The organism is Stenotrophomonas sp. NPDC077420 (genome assembly GCF_044543385.1).
In the GTDB taxonomy this organism is placed as follows: domain Bacteria; phylum Pseudomonadota; class Gammaproteobacteria; order Xanthomonadales; family Xanthomonadaceae; genus Stenotrophomonas.
In genome coordinates this window covers 62,757-85,495 of the sequence record NZ_JBITVZ010000015.1, presented here as the reverse complement: position 1 = coordinate 85,495, position 22,739 = coordinate 62,757, and the positions used below count along the sequence as shown (strand labels likewise).

At 68.7% G+C, this 22,739-nt stretch carries 16 protein-coding genes; 3 read left to right on the top strand and 13 right to left on the bottom strand.

The window, feature by feature from the left end; all coding sequences use genetic code 11:
* Window positions 1-281 precede the first annotated feature (281 nt).
* The 6 genes from ACIGII_RS14800 to ACIGII_RS14775 all read right to left on the bottom strand — a co-directional run bounded on the left by ACIGII_RS14800 (window position 282) and on the right by ACIGII_RS14775 (window position 9,113).
* On the bottom strand, window positions 282-821 hold the full coding sequence (locus ACIGII_RS14800) for a GNAT family N-acetyltransferase (RefSeq protein WP_399639154.1): 540 nt from the start codon (window positions 819-821) through the stop codon (window positions 282-284).
* A complete protein-coding gene (locus ACIGII_RS14795; RefSeq protein WP_399639155.1) occupies window positions 814-3,939 on the bottom strand; it encodes an efflux RND transporter permease subunit in 3,126 nt (1,041 codons plus the stop codon). The genes ACIGII_RS14800 and ACIGII_RS14795 overlap by 8 nt, the downstream gene beginning before the upstream one ends.
* Window positions 3,936-5,114, bottom strand: a complete 1,179-nt coding sequence (locus tag ACIGII_RS14790; RefSeq protein ID WP_399639157.1) for an efflux RND transporter periplasmic adaptor subunit — start codon at window positions 5,112-5,114, stop codon at window positions 3,936-3,938. The genes ACIGII_RS14795 and ACIGII_RS14790 overlap by 4 nt, the downstream gene beginning before the upstream one ends.
* 230 nt (window positions 5,115-5,344) lie before the next feature.
* Entirely contained in the window at window positions 5,345-7,405 is a 2,061-nt protein-coding gene (locus ACIGII_RS14785; RefSeq protein WP_399639159.1) for a TonB-dependent copper receptor, read from the bottom strand.
* Between the two features lie 74 nt (window positions 7,406-7,479).
* Complete coding sequence (locus ACIGII_RS14780; RefSeq protein ID WP_399639160.1) at window positions 7,480-7,986, bottom strand: DUF2946 family protein; 507 nt, start codon at window positions 7,984-7,986, stop codon at window positions 7,480-7,482.
* A 143-nt stretch (window positions 7,987-8,129) separates the two neighbouring features.
* On the bottom strand, window positions 8,130-9,113 hold the full coding sequence (locus ACIGII_RS14775) for a LysR family transcriptional regulator (RefSeq protein WP_399639162.1): 984 nt from the start codon (window positions 9,111-9,113) through the stop codon (window positions 8,130-8,132).
* 231 nt (window positions 9,114-9,344) lie between these two features.
* Between ACIGII_RS14775 and cysK the strand changes: the two genes are divergently transcribed.
* Together cysK and ACIGII_RS14765 are read left to right on the top strand one after the other, a co-directional pair.
* Entirely contained in the window at window positions 9,345-10,304 is a 960-nt protein-coding gene (cysK, locus tag ACIGII_RS14770; RefSeq protein WP_399639164.1) for a cysteine synthase A, read from the top strand.
* A 249-nt stretch (window positions 10,305-10,553) separates the two neighbouring features.
* On the top strand, window positions 10,554-11,147 hold the full coding sequence (locus ACIGII_RS14765; RefSeq protein ID WP_399639165.1) for an O-acetyl-ADP-ribose deacetylase: 594 nt from the start codon (window positions 10,554-10,556) through the stop codon (window positions 11,145-11,147).
* Window positions 11,148-11,244: 97 nt separating this feature from the next.
* Here ACIGII_RS14765 and ACIGII_RS14760 read toward each other — a convergent pair whose 3' ends face one another.
* From ACIGII_RS14760 to gap, 7 genes are all read right to left on the bottom strand, one after another.
* A complete protein-coding gene (locus ACIGII_RS14760; protein WP_399639167.1) occupies window positions 11,245-12,249 on the bottom strand; it encodes a class I fructose-bisphosphate aldolase in 1,005 nt (334 codons plus the stop codon).
* Between the two features lie 195 nt (window positions 12,250-12,444).
* Entirely contained in the window at window positions 12,445-13,911 is a 1,467-nt protein-coding gene (pyk, locus tag ACIGII_RS14755; protein WP_399639169.1) for a pyruvate kinase, read from the bottom strand.
* A gap of 156 nt (window positions 13,912-14,067) precedes the next feature.
* A complete protein-coding gene (locus ACIGII_RS14750; protein WP_399639171.1) occupies window positions 14,068-14,754 on the bottom strand; it encodes an HAD hydrolase-like protein in 687 nt (228 codons plus the stop codon).
* Window positions 14,754-15,929 carry a phosphoglycerate kinase gene (locus tag ACIGII_RS14745; protein WP_399639173.1) on the bottom strand — a complete coding sequence of 392 codons (1,176 nt, stop codon included), beginning with the start codon at window positions 15,927-15,929 and terminating at the stop codon, window positions 14,754-14,756. The genes ACIGII_RS14750 and ACIGII_RS14745 overlap by 1 nt, the downstream gene beginning before the upstream one ends.
* 167 nt (window positions 15,930-16,096) lie before the next feature.
* Window positions 16,097-17,458, bottom strand: a complete 1,362-nt coding sequence (locus tag ACIGII_RS14740; RefSeq protein ID WP_399639175.1) for a DUF3999 domain-containing protein — start codon at window positions 17,456-17,458, stop codon at window positions 16,097-16,099.
* The gene (locus ACIGII_RS14735) at window positions 17,455-20,112 is read right to left on the bottom strand and encodes a DUF2339 domain-containing protein (protein WP_399639177.1); all 2,658 of its coding nucleotides are present in this window, start codon (window positions 20,110-20,112) and stop codon (window positions 17,455-17,457) included. The genes ACIGII_RS14740 and ACIGII_RS14735 overlap by 4 nt, the downstream gene beginning before the upstream one ends.
* A 499-nt stretch (window positions 20,113-20,611) precedes the next feature.
* Window positions 20,612-21,616 carry a type I glyceraldehyde-3-phosphate dehydrogenase gene (gene gap / locus ACIGII_RS14730; RefSeq protein ID WP_145479342.1) on the bottom strand — a complete coding sequence of 335 codons (1,005 nt, stop codon included), beginning with the start codon at window positions 21,614-21,616 and terminating at the stop codon, window positions 20,612-20,614.
* Window positions 21,617-21,816: 200 nt separating this feature from the next.
* Between gap and ACIGII_RS14725 the strand changes: the two genes are divergently transcribed.
* The gene (locus ACIGII_RS14725) at window positions 21,817-22,443 is read left to right on the top strand and encodes an OmpW family protein (RefSeq protein ID WP_399639179.1); all 627 of its coding nucleotides are present in this window, start codon (window positions 21,817-21,819) and stop codon (window positions 22,441-22,443) included.
* Window positions 22,444-22,739 lie beyond the last annotated feature (296 nt).

The window sequence follows — 22,739 nt, the reverse complement described above, 5'->3', positions numbered from 1 at the left end:
CGGCGGCTGGCGCCACGACCAACGGTCGTGGCCTACCAGGTGCGGCGATCGCGGAATCACCCCCGCGTGCCGGTTCGCGCCGGCCGCCCGTCCTGCGGTCGCGCGACGGTTCGCGCCGGCCGCCCGTCCTGCGGTCGCGTGCCGGTTCGCGCCGGCGGCCCGTTCTGCGGTCGCGTGCCGGTTAGCGCCAGAGGCCCGTCCTGCGGTCGCGCGCCGGTTCGCGCCGGCCGCCCGTCCTGCGGTAGGTCCCGACCGTTGGTCGGGACGAAGCTCGACGGCCGTCAGGTCACCCGTTCACGCACCCGTGCGAAGCGGCGCAGGTCGTGCAGCTGGCCGCGCTTGAACACCGCGCAGCGCGCGGTGCCCTCTTCCTGGAAGCCGTTGGCCAGCAACACCCGGGCCGAACCTTCGTTGAAATCCAGGACCTCGGCCTGCAGCCTGAACAGGTGCAGCTCGTCCATCACCCAGGGGGCAAACCGCCCCACCACGCGGGTCATCCACCCCTGCCCCCAGTACGCCCGACCCAGCCAGTACCCCAGCTCGGCGGTGTGCCCACGTTCGGCCACGCCGGGCTGGGCGCCGATGCTGCCGCAGGCGGCGCCGTCGATCTCGATGGCCAGGTTGAGCGTGTCCGCCGACAGTACGCGGCCGGCGAGGAACGCCTCGCCGTCCTCGCGCGTATAGGGGAACGGGAAGCGGTCGCGCAGCCCGCGCGAGACCGCCTCGTCGTTGGCATGCCGCAGCAGCGCCTCCAGGTCGTCGCTGCGCCAGGGGCGCAGCACGAATCCGTCGCCTTCCAGCCGCAGCGGGCGGTCAGGCATGGCCACCCACCGACGGGGTCTCGGCTTCCTGCTGCTCCAGCTCGCGGGCCACGGCCTCGGGCGAGCGCGTGTACGGGGCCAGCAGCGCGTAGAAGGCCGGGACCACGAACAGCGACAGGAAGGTGGAGACGGTGACGCCGAAGATCACCACGATACCGATGGTGCCGCGGCTGGCCGAACCGGGGCCGCCGGCGACCACCAGCGGGATGGCACCGACCACGGTGGCGATGGAGGTCATCAGGATCGGACGCAGGCGCACCATCGCCGATTCGACGATGGCGCGGTGCACGTCGCGACCTTCGTCGCGCAGCTGGTTGGCGAATTCGACGATCAGGATGCCGTTCTTCGCCGCCAGGCCCACCAGCATGACGATGCCGATCTGGCTGAACAGGTTGATGGTGCCGCCGCTCACGTACAGGCCCAGCAATGCGCCAAGCACGCCCAGCGGCACGGTGAGCATGATCACCAACGGGTGGATGAAGCTTTCGAACTGCGCGGCCAGCACCAGGTACACCACCAGCAGCGCCATGGCGAAGGTGAGCAGCACTGCGCCGCCGGCGTTCTGGTACTCGCGCGATTCGCCCTTCCAGTCGATCTGCGCGTGCTGGGGAAGTTCTTCGCGCGCGGTCTGCTGGGCCCAGGCGATGGCCTCGCCGAGGGGATAGCCCGGGGCCAGGCCGGCAGTGATGGTGATCGCGCGCAGGCGGTTGAAGCGGTTGAGGTTGCCCGCTTCGGCCACTTCACTGAGCGTGACCAGGTTGGACAGTGGCACCAGTTCGCCGTTGCTGGCGCGCACGCGGATGGCGGCCAGGTCGTCGGGCGAGGCGCGGCCCTCCCGACCGGCCTGGACCAGCACGTCGTACTCTTCGCCGTTGTCGACGAAGGTGGTGACGCGGCGCGAGCCCATCATGGTTTCCAGCGCCGAACCGATCGCGGTGACCGACACGCCCAGGTCGGCGGCGCGCTGGCGGTCGATGTTCACCCGTATCTGCGGGCGGGTTTCCTTGTAGTCCGAATCCGGGCCGACCAGGCCGGGGTTGTCGGCCATGCGTTCAAGCATGCGGTCGCGCCACTGGGCGATTTCCGCGTACTCGGGGCCGCCCAGCACGATCTGGAACGGCTGGCCGCCACTGCGCACGAGGCCGCCGCCAACCTGGGTACGCACGCGCACGCCGCGCATGGTGTCCAGGTGTTTCTGCAGTTCGGCCGCGACGTCGGGCGTTGCGGTGGGGCGTTCCCGCCAGGGCTGCAGGAACACGCTGATGCGGCCGGTGTGCATTTCCTCGCTGGCGCCGAAGCCACCGGGGACGCGCGGGTTCGCCCGCACGATGGGTTTGCCCTCGCCGACGAAGCCGGCGACGATCTTTTCCACTTCCTGCACCTGGCCCACGGTGTAGTCGTAGCCCGCGCCTTCGGGGCCGTCGATCATGATCTGGAACGAGCCCCGGTCTTCGGCCGGGGCCAGTTCGGACGGCAGCACCTTCAACAGCAGCGCGCTGGCGGCGAGCGACAGCAGCATGACCACGACGTAGATCCAGATCCTGCCGACGTGGGCATCCAGCACGCGTCCATAGGACGCCGAGACGCGGTCGAGGTTGCGGTTGATGAACCCATGCAGGCCCTTGGGCGGCTGGCCGGTGTGCGGCTTGAGCAGCTTGGAGGCCATCATCGGGGTCAGGGTCAGCGACACGAACGCCGACAGCGCCACGGCGGCGGCCAGGGCCACGGCCAGCTCACGGAACAGGCGGCCGGTGTTGCCTTCCAGGAAGCCCACCGGCAGGAACACCGCGACCAGCACGGCGGTGGTGGCGATGACCGCGAACGCGACCTGCGCGGTACCGCGCTTGGAAGCCACCAGCGGGGGTTCGCCCAGGTCGATGCGGCGCTGGACGTTTTCCACCACGACGATGGCGTCGTCCACCACCAGGCCGATACACAGGACCAGCGCGAGCAGGGTCAGCAGGTTGATCGAGAAGCCGAAGGCGTACAGGGCGATGAACGCGGCGACCAGGCAGACCGGGACGGTGACGGCGGGAATCAGCGCGGCGCGGAAACTGCCGAGGAACAGCCAGATCACCGCCAACACCAGCAGCATGGCCTCGATCAGGGTGGCGTAGACGCGGTCGACGGCGGCTTCGATGAAGGTGGTGTTGTCGAAGGCCACGAAGATGTGGGTGCCTTCGGGCAGGGTCTGGCCGACGCGCTCGGCTTCGGCGCGGGCCGTGCGGGCGACGTCCAGCGAGTTGGCGGTGGAGGTCTTGACGATGCCCAGGCCGATGCCGGGCTCGCCGTTGCTGCGGTAGTAGGCGCGGCGTTCGGACGAGGCCAGTTCGATCTTTGCGACGTCGCCCATGCGCACCACGTAGCCGTCGGCGCCCTTGCCCAGCGGGATGGTGGCGAAGTCTTCCGGCTTTACGTAGTTGCGCTCCACGCGCAGGGTGAAATCGCGGTCGGCCGATTCGATGCGGCCGGCGGGCAGCTCGACGTTTTCGTTGCGCAGCGCGGTTTCCACATCACCCACGGTCAGGCCGCGCGCGGCGAGCTGGTCGCGGTCCAGCCAGATGCGCATGGCATAGCGCTGGCGACCGCCGATGCGGACCTGGGCCACGCCGTCCAGGCTGGAGAAGCGGTCCACGACGTAGCGGTCGGCGTAGTCGCTCAGCTCCAGCGTGTTCATGCTGGAGGAGGTCATGTTGAACCAGATGATCGGGTCGGCGTCGCTCTCGACCTTGGCGATTTCCGGCGGGCGCGCCTCCTCAGGCATGCGGTCGGCCACGCGGCTGACCGCGTCGCGCACGTCGTTGGCGGCCGCTTCGATGTCGCGGTTGGAGGTGAATTCGATGCTGACCTGGGCGCGGCCATTGGAGCTGCGCGCGTTGATGGTGTCGATGCCTTCGATGCCGGCCAGGGCGTCTTCGAGCACCTGGGTGATGCGGCTTTCGATGACGGCGGCGGACGCGCCGGTGTAATCGACCGACACCGAAACGATGGGCGGGTCGATGGCCGGCAGTTCGCGCAGGGTCAGGCGGGTGAACGACATGATGCCCAGCACGACCAGCAGCAGGCTCATCACCACCGCAAAGACCGGCCGCTGGATGGAGATGTCGGAGAGTTTCATCCGGCGTGGCCCACGGCGGCGGCGGCGGCGGTGGCGCCGGTCGGGGCACGGGTGGTGCCGGCCGGCGCCGGATCCGTGGCCTTCTCGGCGGCGGGGCTGGCAGCCGGGGTTGCGGGCGCCGGCGCGGGCGCTGCCGCAGGTGCGGCGGTGTCGTTGACCTTCAGGCCGGGACGCAGTTTGCCGGTGCCGTCAACGACGATGCGGTCGCCGGCCTTGAGGCCTTCGCGGATCTCGACCACGCCGGAGCGACGCGCGCCGCTGACCACGTCCAGGCGTTCGACGGTGTGGTCGGGCTTGACCCGGAACACGAAGGAATCGCGGCCGACCTGGACGACGGCGATTTCCGGGATGACCAGCGCCTGGCGCTCGGGGCGGAACATGCGCACGTCCAGCAGCATGCCGGGGCGCAGGCTGTGGTCGGCGTTGATGAAGTCGGCGCGCACGGTGACGGCGCGGGTGCCGGGGTCGACGCGGGTATCGATGGTGGCGACTTCGCCTTCGAAGGTGCGGCCGGGATAGGCGACGCTGGTGGCGCTGACCTTGTCGCCGTTGGACAACGAGGCCAGTTCGGCTTCGGGTACCTGGAAGTCGACGTGCATGCGCTCGATGTCGTCGAGGGTGGCGATGACGGTGGTGGGGGTAACCAGCGAGCCTTCGCTGACCTGACGGATGCCGAGCACGCCGGCGAACGGGGCGCGCACGCGGCGGTCGCCGATGTCGGACTGCATTTCGCGCACGCGCGCTTCGGCGGCATCGCGGATGGCGCGCTGGGTGTCCAGGGTGGCACTGGCCACCAGCTGCTGGGCGGCCAGTTCACGCTGGCGCTTGTACAGCTGGTCGGCTTCGGCAAAGGTCGCTTGCGCCTGCAGCAGGGCCGCTTCCTGGGCCTGGCCGCGCAGGGTGACCAGGGGGGTGCCGGCGGAGACCTGCTGGCCACTGTCGAAGTGGACGGTCTCGATGATTTCGCTGACCTTGGCGGTGATGGTCACCGATTCGCGGGCCTTGGCGGTACCCAGGGCCTGCAGGGTGTCGCTCCAGGCGGAGGTCTGCACCACCTGGGTGGTCACCGGCACCACTTCAGCCTGCCGATGGGCGGCTTCGTCCTTGCTGCCGCACCCGGCCAGGAGGACCAGGCCGAGGCCAGCAATGATGCGCGCGGTGATGCGTCCCGACATGAAGTACAACCCTTGATGTTCCACGACCGGCAAGTGTAGCCACCGCCCGCGTCAGGCATATGTGCCAAGCGTTTACCGGCGCGTTCACATTGCCCGGTGACAGGCGCAACCCCTTTCGTGCTGGGGCCTGCGGGGCGTGTAACAGGATGTGTCAACGCATGTCGGATTGCGTCTCCAGGGAGACAGGCGGGTATCGACCAGACGTCGACACCCGCCAGGCGCGGTTTACCTCAGTACGTGTAGTTCACCTTCATCCAGACCGTGCGGCCGGGTTCGTTGATGCGGACCGGGTCGGCGGGGAAGCCGAAGTCGGCGCTGCCGGCGAGGTTGAGGTGCTCGCTGTAGGCGCGGTCGAACAGGTTGTCCACGCCTGCGCTGAGCCGCAGTGCATCGCTGATGCGGTAGCCGGCGTTGAGCGCGAGCGTGGCGAAGCCTGCGCTTGGGCCCAGGTCACGCGCGACCACGTTGCCCTGCCCCGGCGCCACGCGGTTCTGGCGGGTCACTGCGCGGGCGAGTGCACCCACACTCCAGCGCGCGCCTTCCCAGCCTGCGCTCAGGCGTGCTTCCAGCGGCGGCATCTGCGGCAGTGCGCCGCCATCGGTGCGGTTTTCGCCCCATGCGTAGGCCAGCGTGCCGCCGAGTTTCCAACCCTGCCCAAGCGCGAACTCGGCGCCCGCTTCGGCACCGGCAATGCGTGCATCGACGTTGCTGGCCTGGGTGGTGCTGCCCATCATGCCGCCGTCGCGGTAGGTGAACAGGATGTAGTCCTGGAGCCGCCCGGCGTACGCCGAGAGCCATGCGTTGACCCGCTCATCCCGGTACTGCAGGCCGATATCGAGCTGGGTGGTTTTTTCCGGCTGCACGCTGCTGAAGGCGTTGATGCTGCCGGCCGGTCCCATGTCAGGCGAGAACAGCTCCCAGTAATCGGGCATGCGTTCGCTGTGGCCGATACCGGCGTAGGTGGTCAAGGCGCTGTCGATGTCCCGCTCGAAACGCAGGAAGCCACTGCCCAGGTCTTCACGGCGGCGCTGGCCGGCGGTCGGGTTCGGCATCGCCATCATGCCGGTGGTGGCGCGCTCGTCGGTGACCTCGGCGCGGTCGATGCGCAGCCCGCTCACCCATCGTTGCGCGGTGCCTTCGCCCAGGGTGATCTCGGTGAACACGCCCTGGTTCTTCTGGCGTGCGTCGGTGGACCATGGCGTGAGCCGGTAGGTGTTGCGGCCCATGCCGTTGCGGCTGCGGTGGCGGCTGTCGAGCGCGTCCACGCCGGCCACGAGGGCGATGTCCTGCCAGCGCCATTCGGAGGCGATGCGACCGCCGGTGGTCCGGCGATCGACATTCGATGCCATGGGCATCGGCATGCTGCTGGCCGGGTTCGGCTCGCGCAGGGTGTAGTTGTCCATGACGTGGTCGGCGTCGTTGTAGTAGACGTTGGCCTGCAGTTTGTCCCACGCGCCAGGCAGGTTGTCGCGTTCGAAGCGCGCGGCGTAGCTGGTGCGCTTGAACGCGGCGCCATCCATGCCACGCCCGGCATAACGCGCTATCGCATCGCCGGTGCCGGCGGAGAGCTCCAGCACGGTGTCTGCATCCGGGGTCCAGCCCACGGCGACATCGCTGTTCCACTTGCGCCACTTGGACGGCACCACCTCGCCATTGCCGTCCTTGTAGTCGTCCGCCTCGGAGCGGTTGCCGTTGACGCGCACGTAGCCCTGCGAGGCACCGGCGGTGAGGTCCAGCACCTGGTCGTTGCGGTTGCGCGAGCCGACCAGCGCGCTGGCGTCCAGGTCGATGCCCGGAGCGTCGAAACGCGGGGTATCGCGTTCGAATCGCACCGTGCCCGCTGAAGCGCCGGCACCCCAACGCACGCTCTGCGGGCCCTTGATGATGGTGAGCCGGTCGAAGGTTTCCGGGGCGATGTACGACAGCGGATTGTCCATGCGCGAGGGGCAGGCGCCGATGAGGTTGCCCTCGTTGCTGACGATGTTCAGGCGCGAACCGAACATGCCGCGCAGCACCGGGTCGCCGTTGGTGCCCCCGTTGCGGATGGCGGCGAAGCCGGGGACGGTCTTCAGGTAGTCGGCGCCATCGCTGGCCGGGACCGGCTGGCGCGGCAGGCGCGGGTCGGTGACCCATTGCAGGGGCGAGGACGGGGCGCTGGCGGTGACCACCAGGGTGTCGAGGGTACGCGCGTGGTCGCGCTCGGCGGCGTGCAACGGCAGCGTGGCCAGTGCAAGCGACAGGGAAACAGACAGGCGCGTCATTGCGCCCGTGCTGCGGGAGGTAACGGTCATGGTGGAACTCCAGAAAACGCACAGGTGCGCGGCGCCAGGGCGCCGTCGCGCAGCAGGAAGAAGACAGGGCGGTTTCAGGCGTGCAGCGGCGGTCCGCGCGCGGCGTGGGCAGGCCAGCGCAGGCTGTGCGGGCCGGCGACGGTGCGCAGCACCGGCGGCGCGATGACCGTCAGGACCGGCAGCAGCAGGATCAGGACCGCCAGCCACGGCATCAGCCGCGAGGCCATCATGCAGTATTCGCAGGCCTCGCCATGGCCGGCGTGTGGGTCGATCGGGGCGGACGGAGAGGCTGGGGAGTCATCGGCAGGCCTGGCGGCGCTGCTCGACATGTCGTGCATGGACGAACCGTGCATGGACAGGTGATGCGGCGACGAACCATGCATCTCCCTGTCATGCCCCGGCATCACGTGCGGGGGCATCGCATGTGCCGGCATCACGTGGGCCATGCCACCCGGCATCAGCATCACCGACGGGCCCTGCACCTGCTGCCAGCGGCTGACCAGCGGCGCCAGCGCCATCAGCAGCGTCGCCACGAAGGCGAGCTGCAGCAGGAAGGCAAACGGGCGGCGACGGCGGTTCACCCTGCGATTGTAGCGGCGAGGGTAGGCGGACACGCCGCTGAATGGGCATGTGCGACCACGCGTCGCAGGCGCCGCCGTGACGAACAACGGTCGTCACCTACCGGACGCCGGACCGGTAGCGCCCGACCGTTGGTCGGGCGGGGTCAGACCGTGATCGTCTGGGTCAGCGATTCCCACGTCGGCGGCAGCGGCCAGTCGGCCTCCTGGTTGCCGTCGATGACGCGGCGCAGGTCGCGGGTGTCGATCTGCGGGGCCAGCACGTGCACCAGTTCCAGCGCGTAGTCACGCAGCACGCGGTCGCGCGGCAGCACGGCCCAGGCAATGCATTCGTCGATGGGCACCGGCGCCGGCCAGGAACGCAGGTCCTCATCGCCGGCGTTGACCGCCATTTCGGCCAGCAGGCCCACGCCCAGGCCGGTGCGCACGTAGGTCTTGATCAGGTCCGCATCCAGCGCGGTCAGCGCGATGTCGGGGGTCAGCCCGGAGGCGGCGAAGGCGCGCTGCAGCGAGGAGCTGCCGCGGGTGGAGGACTCGTAGCTGATCAGCGGCTGGGTCGACAGCGCCTGCAGGTCCGGCGCGGCGCCGGGGCGGTCCAGCGCGTGCCCGCGCGGGACCAGCACCAGCCGCCGCCAGCGGTACAGCGGAATGGCGATGCCGGCGCTGGGCTCGGCACCGGCCGTGCTGATGATGGCGATATCCGCATCACCCTGGCTGAGCAGGTCCAGCGCATCGCTTTCGGCCGCCTGCTGCAGGTGCACGCTGACCTGCGGGTAGGCCTGCTTGATGCGCGCCACCGCCGGCGGCAGCACGAACCGTGCCTGGGTGTGGGTGGTGGTCAGGATCAGCTGGCCCTGGCTTTCCCGACGCTGGTTGGCGGCATAGGTGCGGATGTTGTTGGCTTCGGCCAGCACCGCACGGGCGCGGCCGATGACCTCCACGCCGGCCGGCGTCACCGCCTCCAGGCTGCGGCCCTTGCGCACGAACAGCAGGAAGCCCAGTTCATCTTCCAGCTGCTTGAGCTGCTTGGACAGCCCCGGCTGGGTGGCGTGCACCCGCGAGGCCGCCAGCGTGATGTTGAGCTCGGCGTCGGCAATGGCCACCAGATAACGAAGTTGGGTCAGCGTCATGGGCGTGCGCGCAGGCAGGGAGAGGGTCGACCGACTGTAAGCCAGTTGCCGTCACCAGCTTATAACCAAATGTTGTTTATGAAGGGTATCAGGTCATTTCGCGCTGTCATATGCCGGCGCTACGGTCTGGCGGACCCCTGTCGCGCCCGGCGCGTGAAAGCCACCTGCGCTGCCCTTCCCTCATGCCGCGGCCCGCCCGTGGCCCGTCATTGAATCCGCGGAGCGTTTCCCATGGCCCTGTACCCCTCGATCCTGGACACCATCGGCAATACCCCGGTAGTGCGCCTGAACCGCATTGCCCCCGACCACGTCACCCTGTACGCGAAAGTCGAATCGTTCAATCCCGGCGGCTCGGTCAAGGACCGCCTGGCGCTGGCGATCATCCTGGACGCCGAAGCGCGCGGCGTGCTCAAGCCCGGCGACACCATCGTGGAGGCGACCTCCGGCAATACCGGCGTGGCGCTGGCCATGGTCGCCGCCGCGCGCGGCTACAAGTTCGTGGCCACCATGGTGGAGACCTTCTCCATCGAGCGCCGCAAGCTGATGCGTGCCTACGGCGCCAAGGTGATCCTGACCCCGGCCGCCGAGCGCGGCTCGGGCATGGTCAAGCGCGCGCGTGAACTGGCCGAGGAACATGGCTGGTTCCTGGCCAGCCAGTTCACCAACCCGGCCAACCCGGCCTACCACCGCAACACCACCGCCGCCGAGATCCTGCGCGATTTCGCCGGCAAGCGGCTGGACTACTTCGTGACCGGCTGGGGTACCGGCGGCACCCTGACCGGGGTGGGCGAGGTGCTGAAAGTGGCCCGTCCGGAAACCCGCATCATCGCCACCGAACCGGAAGGCGCGGCGCTGCTGGGCGGCGCGGAATGGAAGCCGCACAAGATCCAGGGCTGGACCCCGGACTTCGTGCCGGAGGTGCTCAACCGCGGGATCTTCGATGAGCTGCTGACGATCGACGACGCCCGGGCGATCGAGACCTCGCGCCGGCTGGCGGCGGAAGAAGGCATCTTCGTGGGCATCTCGGCCGGGGCCACGGTGGCCAGCGCGCTGGACGTGGCGGCCAGGGCTGAGCCCGGGAGCGTGCTGTTGGCGATGCTGCCCGATACCGGCGAGCGGTACTTCTCCACGCCGCTGTTTGCCGACATCAATGAGGGGTCGGACGACGAGTGGTTGGCCGGTTTGCCGTGAGCCCACGGGCAGGGGGGCAGAGCCCCGCGCTACGGACCGGTAGCGCCCACCCCTTGCGGTGGGCGTCTTCGTTTGGGGCGGCCTTCATCTGCGGTGAAGCCGGCCCGCCGCAAGGTGGCGGTGTCGGACGGTGCCCGCCGGGTCGCACTGCCTGAGACGACGATGACGCAGCCTAGATGCCCTGGTCGCTAGCGTGTGAGGCGGCAGTCATCCCGTTGTATGGATCCGGAACATGAAGGAGCGGCACGCATGAAGATCGAAGTGTGGCAGGGCGACATCACGACCCTGGCGGTGGATGCGATCGTCAATGCGGCCAACGAATCCCTGCTCGGCGGCGGTGGCGTGGACGGCGCGATCCACCGTGCGGCGGGGCCGCAGCTGCTGGCCGAATGTGCGGCGCTGCCACAGGTCCGCCCGGGCGTGCGCTGCCCCACCGGTGAAGTCCGCGCCACGGCGGGCTACAACCTGCCGGCACGGCACGTGCTGCATACCGTGGGGCCGGTGTGGAACGATGGCACCCGCGCCGAGCCCGAGCTGCTGGCCAACTGTTACTGGAAATCGCTGCAGCTGGCCGAAACGCTGGGGCTGCGCTCGATTGCGTTTCCGGCGATCAGCTGCGGCGTGTTCGGCTATCCGCTGCACCAGGCCGCGCAGATTGCGGCCACCGAAACCCTGGCCTGGCAGCGTTCGCACCGCGAGCCCCAGCGGATCATCCTGGTGGCCTACAACGCGGCGACCTTCAAGGTGTACCAGTCGGCACTGGCTGCGCTGGGGCAACCGGGCGACGTGGCCCCAGGACTGCCCTGCCCCCCGGTAGAGCCACGTCCTGCGTGGCTGCCGTAGGCCGGCACCCCGCCAGCCACGCAGGGCGTGGCGCTTCGGGCAAAAAAAAACGCCGGCGAAACCGCCGGCGTTTTCCGTTGCGCGGGTGCGGCGTGGATCAGCCGTTCCACTTGCCCAGCGCAGCCTGGCCGTTTTCCTTGGCGCGGTCGTACACGGTCTGCTGCGCCTTGGCGACGTTGGCCTTGGTGTCCTTGGCCCACAGCTTCAGCGCGGCCTGCTGCATGGCGCGGCCGTAGGAGAAGCTCAGCGGCCACGGCAGGTTGCCCATCTGGTTCATGGCGTTGAGGTGGGCAGTGGACTGCTCATCGCTCTGGCCACCGGACAGGAACACCACGCCCGGCAGGATCGCCGGCACGGTGCTCTTGAGGCACATCACGGTCGATTCGGCCACTTCCTCGACGTCGGCCTGCTCCTCGCAGCCCTTGCCGGAAATGACCATGGAGGCCTTCAGGATGGTGCCTTCCAGCAGCACGTTCTGCTGGTACAGCGCGTCGAACAGCGAACGCAGGGTGGCTTCGGTGACTTCGTAGCAGGTTTCGATGTCGTGGTCGCCGTCCATGATCACTTCCGGCTCGACCATCGGCACCAGGCCGCATTCCTGGCACAGCGCGGCATAGCGGGCCAGCGCATGCGCGTTGGACTCGATGCAGGTGCCCGACGGAATGCTTTCACCGATGTTGATCACCGCACGCCACTTGGCGAAACGCGCACCCAGCTTGTAGTACTCCTGCAGGCGCTCACGCAGGCCGTCGAGGCCTTCGGTGACCATCTCGCCCGGGCAGCCGGCCAGCGGGTGGGCGCCCTTGTCGACCTTGATGCCCGGGATCATGCCGTTGTCGGCCATGTACTTGGCGAACGGCACGCCGTCCTTGGTGGACTGGCGGATGGTTTCGTCGTACAGGATCGCGCCGGAAATGTGCTCGTTGAGCTTCGGCGTGGTCAGCAGCAGCTCGCGGTAGGCACGACGGTTCTCTTCGGTGTTCTCGATGCCCACGCTGGCAAAGCGCTTGGCGATGGTCCCGGTGGATTCGTCGATGGCGATGATGCCCTTGCCCGGGGCGACCATGGCCTGGGCGGTTTCAGCCAGCTGTTCGATGCTCATGTATTTCCTGTGGCGGGTGCGGGAAAAACACGATTATAGCGGGCGCCCTCCGTGAACTGGCCGTTCACGGAATCTGGAACCGCTTACACGCGCAGTCATGTGCCTTGGGTGGATCACTCCGCCTGGGCCGGCCAACGGCCGGCGCTACCGCGAAACCCCGCGTGGAGCCGGGCTGTGCCCGGCTCCGCGGTCTTCTTACAGGTCGCCCAGCCCGCTGGCGCGGCCGTCTTCGCCCACTTCCAAAAGGCGCAGGGTGTTGGTGGCGCCATGGGTTTCCATGTGCTCGCCGCTGGTGAACACCACGCGGTCGCCGGCCTGCAGCTGGTTGGCTTCCACCAGCAGGCGGATGCTGCCGCGCGCAGCTTCGCGCGGGGTCAGGCCGCGGCTGTCGAAGTTGATCGGGAACACATCGCGCATCAGCGCCATCTGGCGGCGGGCGCCGTCGTGGCGGGTCACCGCGTACACCGGCGCGGAGGCGCGGAACCGCGACAGGTAGCGCGCGGTGCCACCGGATTCGGTCATCGCCACGATCGCGCGCACGCCCACGTGCTGGGACAGGAACATGGTGGCCATGGCGATGGCCTGGTCGGCGCGCTCGAGATTGCGCGGCGACGCGCCGAAATCGGTCTCGGTCTGGAACTGGCGCTCGGCGCCCAGGCAGATGCGCGCCATGGCTTCCACGGCCTTGACCGGGTAGGCGCCGGCAGCGGTTTCGGCCGACAGCATCACCGCGTCGGTGCCGTCGATGACCGAGTTGGCCACGTCCAGCACTTCGGCGCGGGTCGGGATCGGGCTTTCGACCATCGACTGCAGCATCTGCGTGGCGGTGATCACCACCTTGTTCTGGGCCAGCGAGGCCTTGATGATCTTCTTCTGCAGGCCCGGCAGCTCGGCGTCGCCGATTTCCACGCCCAGGTCGCCACGGGCGACCATCACCACGTCGCTGGCGTCGACGATTTCTTCCAGGTTCTCGATCGCCTCGGTGCGCTCGATCTTGGACACCAGCGCGGCATAGCAGCCGTGCTGTTCGGCGATGGCACGCGCGTCGTTCATGTCCTGCGCGTTGCGGCAGAACGACACGGCGATGAAGTCCACGCCGATCTTGGCGACGATGCCGATCAGTTCCTTGTCGCGCTCGGTCAGCGCGCCCAGCGAGAGGCCGCCACCCTGCTTGTTCAGGCCCTTGCGGTCGGACAGCACGCCGTCGTTGAGCACGGTGTTGATGATGCGTTCGCCCTGCACTTCCACCACCTGCAGCTGCATCAGGCCGTCGTCGAGCAGCAGCACGTCGCCGGGGCCCACGTCCTGCGGCAGGCCGAGGTAGCTCACGCCCACCTGGGTGGTATCGCCGGCCGGTGCGCTCGGCGAGGCGACCAGATCGAAGCGGTCGCCCGCCTTGAGGTGGATCTTGCCTTCAGCAAAGCGTTCGATGCGGATCTTCGGGCCCGGCAGGTCGGCCAGGATGCCCACTTCCACGCCCACGCGCGCGGCGGCAGCGCGGACGTCGGCGGCGCGCTTGGCCTGGCCGGACGGATCGCCGTGGCTGAAGTTGAGGCGGACCACGTTCACGCCGGCGCGGAACAGATCCTCCAGCACGCCCGGCGGATCGGTGGCCGGACCGAGGGTGGCAAGGATCTTCGTACGGCGCTGACGCTCAATCATGGTTAATGGGCTCCCGGGAAAGGATCGAAATTACCACACCCTTCACGTCCCATGAATACGTTTACAGCATTGTCGCGTCTGTGTTTCGCCGATGTCCTGCAGACAGCCTTGGACCAGGGCACGACATGCGGCGGCGTACGGAACGCCGCCGCCGGTTCAATCGATCAACGAAAGCAGCGCGTCGGGCGTGGCCGCCAGGTGCGCGGCCCTCGCGGCCAGCAGTTCCTCTTCCCCGCCAAAGCCCCACAGGACGCCGATGTTGCGCATGCCATGGTGGCGCGCGCCTTCGATATCCATGCGGCGGTCGCCGATCATCCAGCACTGCGCGGCCGACAACAGCAGCCGGCGCAACGCTTCGGCCACCAGCTGTGGCTTTTCGCTGCGGCTGCCGTCCGGGGTAGCGCCGATGACGTCCTCGAAGCACGCGCCGAACGGCAGGTGCTCGACGATGCGCCGGGCATGCGGTTCGTTCTTGGCGGTCACGATCGCCAGACGGTGGCCCCGTGCATGCAGGTCCTGCACGACCTGGCCGATGCCCGGGTAGATCTCGTGCTCGCGCCAGCCGACCACGTCGAAGCGCTCGCGGTAGAAGGTGACCGCCTGCTCCACCTGCACCGGATCATTGAACAGCGGTGCGAAGCTGGTGCGCAGCGACGGGCCGATCCAGCGCCGCAGTTCGTCCTGCGGCGGAACCGGGAGGCCCATCCGGGTCAGCGCATGGGCCACGCACCCGGTGATGCCCACGGCGGAGTCGATCAGCGTGCCGTCGAGGTCGAAGAAGAGCGTTGCGCGCGCTTCAACAGTGTGACGACCCACGGTCGTCACCGACCGGTCGTTGACCATCAGCTGCCCCGGGCTTCGAGGGCGGCCACCGCCGGCAGGGTCTTGCCTTCCAGGAACTCCAGGAACGCGCCGCCGCCGGTGGAGATGTAACTCACCTGATGGGCGATATCGAACTTGTCCACTGCGGCCAGGGTGTCGCCGCCACCGGCGATGGAGAAGGCGGGCGAACCGGCAATGGCGCGTGCCAGCGCTTCGGTGCCGTGGCTGAAGGCTTCGAACTCGAACACGCCGACCGGGCCGTTCCACACCACCGTACCGGCCTTGGCGATCAGCCCGGCGTAGTGCTGGGCGGTCTGCGGGCCGATGTCGAGGATGAGGTCGTCATCGGCGACGTCGGTGACCGCCTTGACCGTGGCTTCGGCGTCGGGAAGGAACTGCTTGGCCACCACCACGTCGGTCGGCAGCGGGATGTCGGCGCCGCGTGCCTTGGCGTCGGCCACGATCTTCTTCGCGGTCTCCAGCAGGTCCGGTTCGTACAGCGACTTGCCCACGGCATGGCCGGCGGCGGCGATGAAGGTGTTGGCGATGCCGCCCCCGACGATGAGCTGGTCGACCTTGCCGACCAGGTTGGCCAGCAGTTCCAGCTTGGTGCTGACCTTGCTGCCGGCCACGATCGCCAGCAGCGGCTGCGCCGGTGCGTCCAGTGCCTTGGCCAGCGCATCCAGCTCACCCATCAGCAGCGGGCCACCGGCGGCGACCGGGGCGAAGCGGATCACCCCATGGGTGGAGGCCTGGGCGCGGTGCGCGGTGCCGAAGGCATCCATCACGAACACATCGCACAGCGCGGCGTACTTGCGCGACAGCGCTTCGTCGTCCTTGCCCTCGCCCACGTTCATGCGGCAGTTTTCCAGCAGCACGATCGAACCCGGGGCAACGTCCACGCCGTCGACCCAGTCGCGCACCAGCGGCACGTCCACGCCCAGCAGGGTGGACAGGCGCAGCGCGACCGGCGCCAGCGAATCGGCTTCACTCCAAACGCCTTCCTGGGGGCGGCCCAGGTGCGAGGTGACCATCACCGCCGCGCCCTGTTCCAGCGCCCGCTTCAACGTCGGCAGCGATGCGGTGATGCGCTGTTCGGAGGTGATGCGGCCGTCTTCGATCGGCACGTTGAGGTCCTGGCGGATCAGCACGCGCTTGCCGGAAAGGTCGAGGTCGGTCATGCGAACGATGGACATGGGGCAGCAACTCTTTGGCGGAAAAGGAAAGGGCGCCGCGCACGGCGCAGGCGACCATTGTAACGGCCCCCCGGGATGCGTAACGACCCACGGTCGTTACCTGCCGTGCGACCACGGTATGTAACGACCCACCGACCCATGGACCGGTAGGTGACGACCGTTGGTCGTCACTCCCTGACGCGACCCGCCTGGCGCAGGAGGCTGGCGGCGAACCCGCCGACGATGAGCACGCCCAGCACCAGCAGGCCCCACAGCAGCCAGCGTTTCCAGTCGCGGGTCGGCTGCACCGCCGCGTCGCCGCCCAGCACCTGCGCCGGACCCTGCACGCTGGCCACGGCCGGCTGCCATTGCGCGCCACGCTGTTCGCGCAGCTGCGCGATCACGGTGCCTACTGGCGCGTCGCTGCGCGCCGCGTGCACGCTGCCGGCGGCCACGCTGAACGGTGCTTCGCCCTGGCTGAGGAAGACCAGCGCTTCGGGCTGGTAGCCCAGCTTGAGGGTGGGCGCCGGGGTCGCCTGCGCCTGCGAGGCGGTGAGCTTCCATAACCGGTCGCGGGTGGGAACCGCCAGCGACTGTGCCTGCGACTGGTTGCGCGCGCCGCCGTCCTGCAGCTGGTAGGCCACCCAGGGACCGGCGCGGACCTGCCACGGCTGGTCGGGATCATCCCGGCTGAGCAGGGTCCACTGCACCACGCTGTTGTCAGGCGTGATCAGGTCGGCCTGGGCGATCGGGAAGCGGCCGTCCAACGTGTACTCGAATTCGCCGGGCTTTCCCGCCGTGCCGGCCAACTGCCGCCACTGCCACTGGATTGCCTGCGCGGCCGGCACGCGCTCGGCCTGCACTGCCGTCAGCGGCGGCAGCACGTCGCCGCCCTGCGGCAGGATGCGGAAATACTTCGCCTGGCGTCCGATCTCGATGCGTCGCTGCTGCAGACGCTGGCCGTCGTGCTGCAGGTCCACCAGCGGCACGCCTTCGGCCACCGCCTGCCAGTCGCGCAGGTCATCGCTGGCCTCCACCCGCACCCGCACCTGCAGGGCCTGCGCCGACTGCCAGTCCAGGCGCAGCGCCTGCACGCCGCTTTTCAGCGCACTGGCATCCACCAGCCACCCGCCCGGCTGGGTGCTGCCGCCACTCCGGCCCAGCCGCGCCTCGACCCGACGCACGCTGCCGTCGGTGTTGCGTTCGGTCAGCACCTGCAGGTCATCGCTGGCGCTACTGCCCTGCGCCGGCAGCGGGAACCAGGGCAGCGGATGCCACTGCGCCGGCTGCGCCAGCGGCTGGTCGGCGGCCAGCAGTGCCGCCGGCAGCGGCTGGCCTTGGGCGTTGAACACCTGCACGTCGGCCAGCCGCGGCGACACCGCGCTGCGGTACTGGTCCTCGCCGAGGGTCAGCCGATAGGCACCGGCCTGCGGCGCCGACAACTGGAGTGGCCACTGCTCCCGATAGGCCTGGCGCGCGTCGGCGGCGTACAGCGCAGGGACGGCGGCGAGCAGCGCAACGGCGGCAAGCACACGAGGAAGAAGGGTCACGGCTGCGGCTCCATGGCAGGTTCCGGCGTGCGCGGCGGAGCCGGCGCCAGATAGCCCACGACCGTGCACAGCAGGCCGTAGGCGATGAAAGAAGAAATACCCAGCAGGTTGCCCAGGTGCTGTCGGTCGATCAGCACCAGCTTGGCCAGCACCACGCCCATCAGCACCGCACCCACCAACCACAGGGCGCGCTGCCCGCGGCGCGAACCCCACACCCAGCTGATCACACCGAGCACGCTCCACACCACCGTCAAACTGGTCTGTGCCAGCGTGGACGACCACAGCCGTCCGTTCCACGGCACCGCGCCCCAGTGATGCACCGCGTGCAGGGTGATGCTGGTCAGCGCGACGAAGCCGGCCAGCGCCAGCAGCGGCACGCGGCGGGCCTGCAGCGCCGCGGGCGCATCGCCCCGCCATAGCCACTGTGCCAGCAAGGCCAGCACGGCCAGTTGCGCCAGCTCCAACGGATTGAACACGGGCACCCAGGGCAGCGGCCAGGCCGCGCCCGGGGCGAACAGGAAGCCGATCCACGCCAGCCCCAGCACCGCGAACAACGTGCACTGCAACGCCGGCCGCGCCACGTCGAAGCGCTCGCCCAGCGGCACCGTCAGCCAGCGCCAGCGCTGCAGCGCGATGACCACCACCGCCAGCCACGGCAGCAGCGTCGCCGCCAGCGCCCAGCCCTGGGCCAGCGCGAAGCGGTCGGCCAGCCACGACGCGGCGAGCGACAGCACCGTAGGCCACAGCAGCCACCAGATGAACTGCGCCGCCACTGCGGCACGGTCCTGGCCGCCGCGCAGGCACCACAGGCTGCGCACGCCGAGCACCGCGAACACCCCCCAGGCCATCGCGCCGTACCCGGCGAACGGCTGGCGGTGGATGTCCACCTGCCACAGCGCCAGCGGGAATGCGCACAGCAGCATGGCCAGCGTGGTCAATACCAGCGCGCGCGCCGGCAGGCGCCGGTGCACCTCCGCCGCGATCCATGCCGTGACGGCCACCACGACCAGCAACGCATCCGGGCGGCTGTCGAACGCAACGAAGCGGGTGACCTCATGGCTGGCGCCCCCCAGCCACCACAGCAGGCCCCACAGGTAGTACACGATGGCCGGCGCGTCGCGGCCGGCACGGCGGTAGCTGAAGGCGGACGCAAAGCCAGCCAGGGCCAGCAGCAACCCGCTCATGAAGGTCGGGTTGGCGATGGCCGTGGCGTCGTTGAACCAGTAATCGGCCCCCACCACGAAGCCGAACGCAGCCCCCAGCTGCAGCAGCGCGCCGGCGATCTGCGGCAGCAGGCGCTGCTGGCGCAGGCCCAGCCACACCAGCGCCGCCCCTTCCAGCGCGAACACGCTGGCGGTGGCACGCGCCGACAACGCCAGCGGCACCGCCAGCGTGGCAAAGCCCACCGCCAGCACCGCATGCGACTGCCCAAGCGCCGCATAGCGCGGCCGCCGGATCAGCGCCCACGCCAGGCCCGCGTACAGCGCCGCCACCCCCACCGCGCACAGCGCCAGCAGCAGCCGGTCGTCATGCAGCATGCCCGCCTGCAGCGAGAACGCGATCAGCGGCGTCCCAAACACCAGGCTGCCATCGACCAGGTCGCGCTTCCCGGCCGGTTGGCGGCGCGCGTACAGGATGGGAATGACCAGGTAGAAGGCAAAGAACAGCAGCAGGAACGGCTCGGTACTGGCGAACTTGTCCGCGTTGTACTGCAGCACGCCCCACGTGGTGCCGATGCCAAAGGTAAACGCAAAGCCCAGCAGGTTGAGCGCGCGCCACGGGCGCCACCAGGCAATGGCGAGGATGGCCGCATTGAGCACAGCGTAGTACGAGAACAGCGCCACATGGTTGCCACTGCCGGTGGACAGCCAGATCGGCGCCATGAACCCGGCCAGGATGCCCAGCACCGCCAGGGTGCGCGAGTTCTGCACCACCGCCAGCACGCCCATGCCCGCAATCAGCACGATGCTCAGCGCGAATGCGATCCCCGGATCCAGCAGCCCATAGCGCTTGAACGCCGCGAAGATCGTCAGCAGCAGGATGCCGATCGCCCCGCCCTGCAGCGCCAGCGCGAACATCCGCCGGCGCTCGCGCTGGATCCAGCCGAACACCAGGCCCCCCAGCGCCCCGGCCGCAATCGCTGCCAGGCGCAGCTCGATCGGCGCATTGAGCCAGCCCTGGTCGCTCGCATACTTCAGCAGCGCCGCCACACCCGCCAACAGCACCAGCATGCCGATCTTGACCGGCACGTTGCCTTCGGTGAACCAGCGCTTGATCGTGCCCACGATCCGCTCGCCCAGGTCCGGCTCGCGGGGCGGCGGCGGCACGAAGGGTTCGGGTTCGGAAACAGCAGCGGACGGCAGCGGCGGCGGCGCAACCCGCGCAGCCGCTGCAAACGGCTCGGGCACCGGCTCTGCGTCAGTCAGCGGCACCTCAGGGGCAGGCGACGGCGCGGGCACGGGGGCCGGCGCATGAGGACGTTCTTCCCATGCAGCACTCACCGCCGGCTGGGCCGCCGGGTGGGCACTGTCGCTGCGTGCCTGCTCCAAGGCAGCCACCCGTCGGCGCAGCCCGGAAATCATCACCAGCGCCACGATCAGCAACACCGGCACGGCCAACAGCACCAGTACCGCCAGGACAATCAAAGCTTCCATTCCGCGTCATCCTCAAGGGAACGCCACCGGCAGCCAGAACAGCCATGGCGCCAGCAGCAGCGGGCCCATGCTAACTGAATCGGGTGGACGCGCTCATCCGGACGCGGCTGCCGGTGGGGCGAGCGCGGGGCCGCCATGCCCTTGCCTGCGAATGTCCCCCGGCGTCGGCCTGCGGCCGCCCCCTCCTCCTTTACTTCGCCGCAAGGGCATGGCGGCCCCGCACTCGCCCCACCGGCGTTGCACCATGACTTTCGCTTTTCCCTGCCAACCGCAAGCCGAGCCCCGTCGCGGCCGGTAGGTCCCTGGCAAAGTAAAGGAGGAGGCAGTCGCCGCAGGCGTCGGCCGGGGGACATTTGCATAGGGGCCTGCCGGCCGCGGCGGGGCCCCTCACGCTCGCGACGAGGCTGATCGAAGATCACGCGCCAAGCCTCACCAGCCGAAGCGCCAAAAAAAACGGCGAACCGAAGTCCGCCGTTCTTTCACCATCCGTACGCAGCGATTACTTCGCAGCAACGACCTTTGCCATTTCCAGGCACTTGTTCGAATAACCCCACTCGTTGTCGTACCAGGACACCAGCTTCACGAACGTGCCGTCCAGTGCGATACCGGCGTCGGCATCGAACACCGACGTGTGGGTTTCACCGCGGAAATCGGTCGCCACGACCTTGTCTTCGGTGTAGCCCAGGATGCCCTTCAGCGCGCCTTCGCTCTGCGCCTTCACTTCCGCGCAGATCTCGGCGTACGTGGCTTCCTTCTCCAGCTCGACCGTCAGATCCACCACCGACACGTCCGAGGTCGGCACGCGGAAGCTCATGCCGGTGAGCTTCTTGTTCAGCTCCGGAATGACCACGCCCACGGCCTTGGCCGCGCCCGTCGAGGACGGAATGATGTTTTCCAGGATGCCGCGGCCACCGCGCCAGTCCTTGTTCGACGGGCCGTCCACGGTCTTCTGCGTCGCAGTCGCCGCATGCACCGTGGTCATCAGGCCACGCTTGATGCCCCACTTGTCGTTGATCACCTTGGCCAGCGGCGCCAGGCAGTTGGTGGTGCACGACGCGTTGGAGATGATCGCCTCGCCCGCATAGGTCTTGTCGTTCACACCGAACACGAACATCGGCGTATCGTCCTTCGACGGCGCCGACAGGATCACCTTCTTCGCGCCCGCATCGATGTGCTTCTGCGCCGTTTCCTTGGTCAGGAACAGGCCGGTGGATTCGATCACCACGTCCACGCCGACCTCGTCCCACTTCAGGTTGGCCGGATCGCGTTCCTGGGTCAGGCGGATCTTCTTCCCGTTGACCAGCAGGTCGCTGCCCGACACCTCCACGTCTGCCTTGAAGCGGCCATGCACCGAGTCGTACTTCAGCATGTACGCCAGGTAATCCGGCTCCAGCAGATCGTTGATGGCCACGATTTCGATGTCATTACCGAAATTCAGCACGGCCGAACGCAGCACGTTGCGCCCGATGCGACCGAAACCGTTGATGCCAACCTTGATTGCCATGTTCACAAGCTCCTGCAGCCGCGACAGAGCGGCGCCGATGGAAAGGGCCGCCATTCTAGCAAAGCCCGGCCCACCCCGGCCCCCGGGATCGGGACGGGAAGCGGTTACACCCGTAAAAATCGTCGATTGATCCGGATCAAGGCGCGCCAGGGCCCGGGCGGGAAAACTGGCCCCATTCCACCCCGCCACGAGACAGCACCATGCGCAACACCCCCCTCCTCCTGTCCGCCAGCCTTGCCGCCGCCCTCGCCCTGGCCGCCAGCCCCGCCATGGCCCAGTCCAAGGGCGACTGGACCATGGCCGCCGGCGTCCACCAGGTCGCCCCCAAGTCCAACAACGGCACCCTGGCCGGCGGCCTCAAGGTCGACGTGGACAGCGACATCAAGCCCACCATCACCGGCGAATACTTCATCGCCGACAACCTGGGCATCGAGCTGCTGGCCGCCCTGCCCTTCAAGCACGACATCAACATCGACGGCCTGGGCCGCGTGGGCAGCACCAAGCACCTGCCGCCGGTGGTGTCCCTGCAGTACCACTTCAACAGCAAGGGCAAGGTGTCCCCGTTCCTCGGCGCCGGCCTGAACTACACCACCTTCTTCAGCGAAGAAACCGGCGGCGCCCTGGCCGGCAGCAGCCTCAAGCTGGAAGACTCGTGGGGCCTGGCCGCACACGCCGGCGTCGACTTCGCCATCGCCGACAAGGGCGCCCTGCGCGTCGACGTGCGCTGGATCGACATCGACAGCGACGTCAAGCTGGATGGCACCAAGCTGGGCACCGTCAAGATCGACCCGCTGGCCTACGGCGTGTCCTACGTGTTCAAGTTCTGACCGACCGGTCAGCGCCGCTCCCAACCTCGCAGCAACGCATTTCCCCGGCCTTGGCCGGGGTTTTTTTTTGCCTTGTTGCAGCACTGTTCATCACCGCTTCAATGAGAACGATCGATTCCATCAACGGACTGAATCAGGGAACGCGCTGCGGGGCGTACAGCGACATGGATCTATTGAGCAAGACCACTCACGCTGCTCGCGTCAATTGGCGCAGTCAATCGTAGTGACGTATCCGACAGTAATTCATGCGAGAGCGGGCGGGCGCAGCCAAGCATGCATGGCCGCCCTACCGGCAC

Coding starts and splice junctions, on each gene's coding strand:
- pyk (WP_399639169.1), bottom strand. CDS start 13,911: ATGATTGAGCGTCAGCGCCGTACGAAGATCCTTGCCACCCTCGGTCCG.
- ACIGII_RS14800 (WP_399639154.1), bottom strand. CDS start 821: ATGCCTGACCGCCCGCTGCGGCTGGAAGGCGACGGATTCGTGCTGCGC.
- ACIGII_RS14790 (WP_399639157.1), bottom strand. CDS start 5,114: ATGTCGGGACGCATCACCGCGCGCATCATTGCTGGCCTCGGCCTGGTC.
- ACIGII_RS14775 (WP_399639162.1), bottom strand. CDS start 9,113: ATGACGCTGACCCAACTTCGTTATCTGGTGGCCATTGCCGACGCCGAG.
- ACIGII_RS14785 (WP_399639159.1), bottom strand. CDS start 7,405: ATGACCGTTACCTCCCGCAGCACGGGCGCAATGACGCGCCTGTCTGTT.
- gap (WP_145479342.1), bottom strand. CDS start 21,616: ATGGCAATCAAGGTTGGCATCAACGGTTTCGGTCGCATCGGGCGCAAC.
- ACIGII_RS14765 (WP_399639165.1), top strand. CDS start 10,554: ATGAAGATCGAAGTGTGGCAGGGCGACATCACGACCCTGGCGGTGGAT.
- ACIGII_RS14745 (WP_399639173.1), bottom strand. CDS start 15,929: ATGTCCATCGTTCGCATGACCGACCTCGACCTTTCCGGCAAGCGCGTG.
- ACIGII_RS14760 (WP_399639167.1), bottom strand. CDS start 12,249: ATGAGCATCGAACAGCTGGCTGAAACCGCCCAGGCCATGGTCGCCCCG.
- ACIGII_RS14725 (WP_399639179.1), top strand. CDS start 21,817: ATGCGCAACACCCCCCTCCTCCTGTCCGCCAGCCTTGCCGCCGCCCTC.
- ACIGII_RS14795 (WP_399639155.1), bottom strand. CDS start 3,939: ATGAAACTCTCCGACATCTCCATCCAGCGGCCGGTCTTTGCGGTGGTG.
- ACIGII_RS14750 (WP_399639171.1), bottom strand. CDS start 14,754: ATGGTCAACGACCGGTCGGTGACGACCGTGGGTCGTCACACTGTTGAA.
- cysK (WP_399639164.1), top strand. CDS start 9,345: ATGGCCCTGTACCCCTCGATCCTGGACACCATCGGCAATACCCCGGTA.
- ACIGII_RS14735 (WP_399639177.1), bottom strand. CDS start 20,112: ATGGAAGCTTTGATTGTCCTGGCGGTACTGGTGCTGTTGGCCGTGCCG.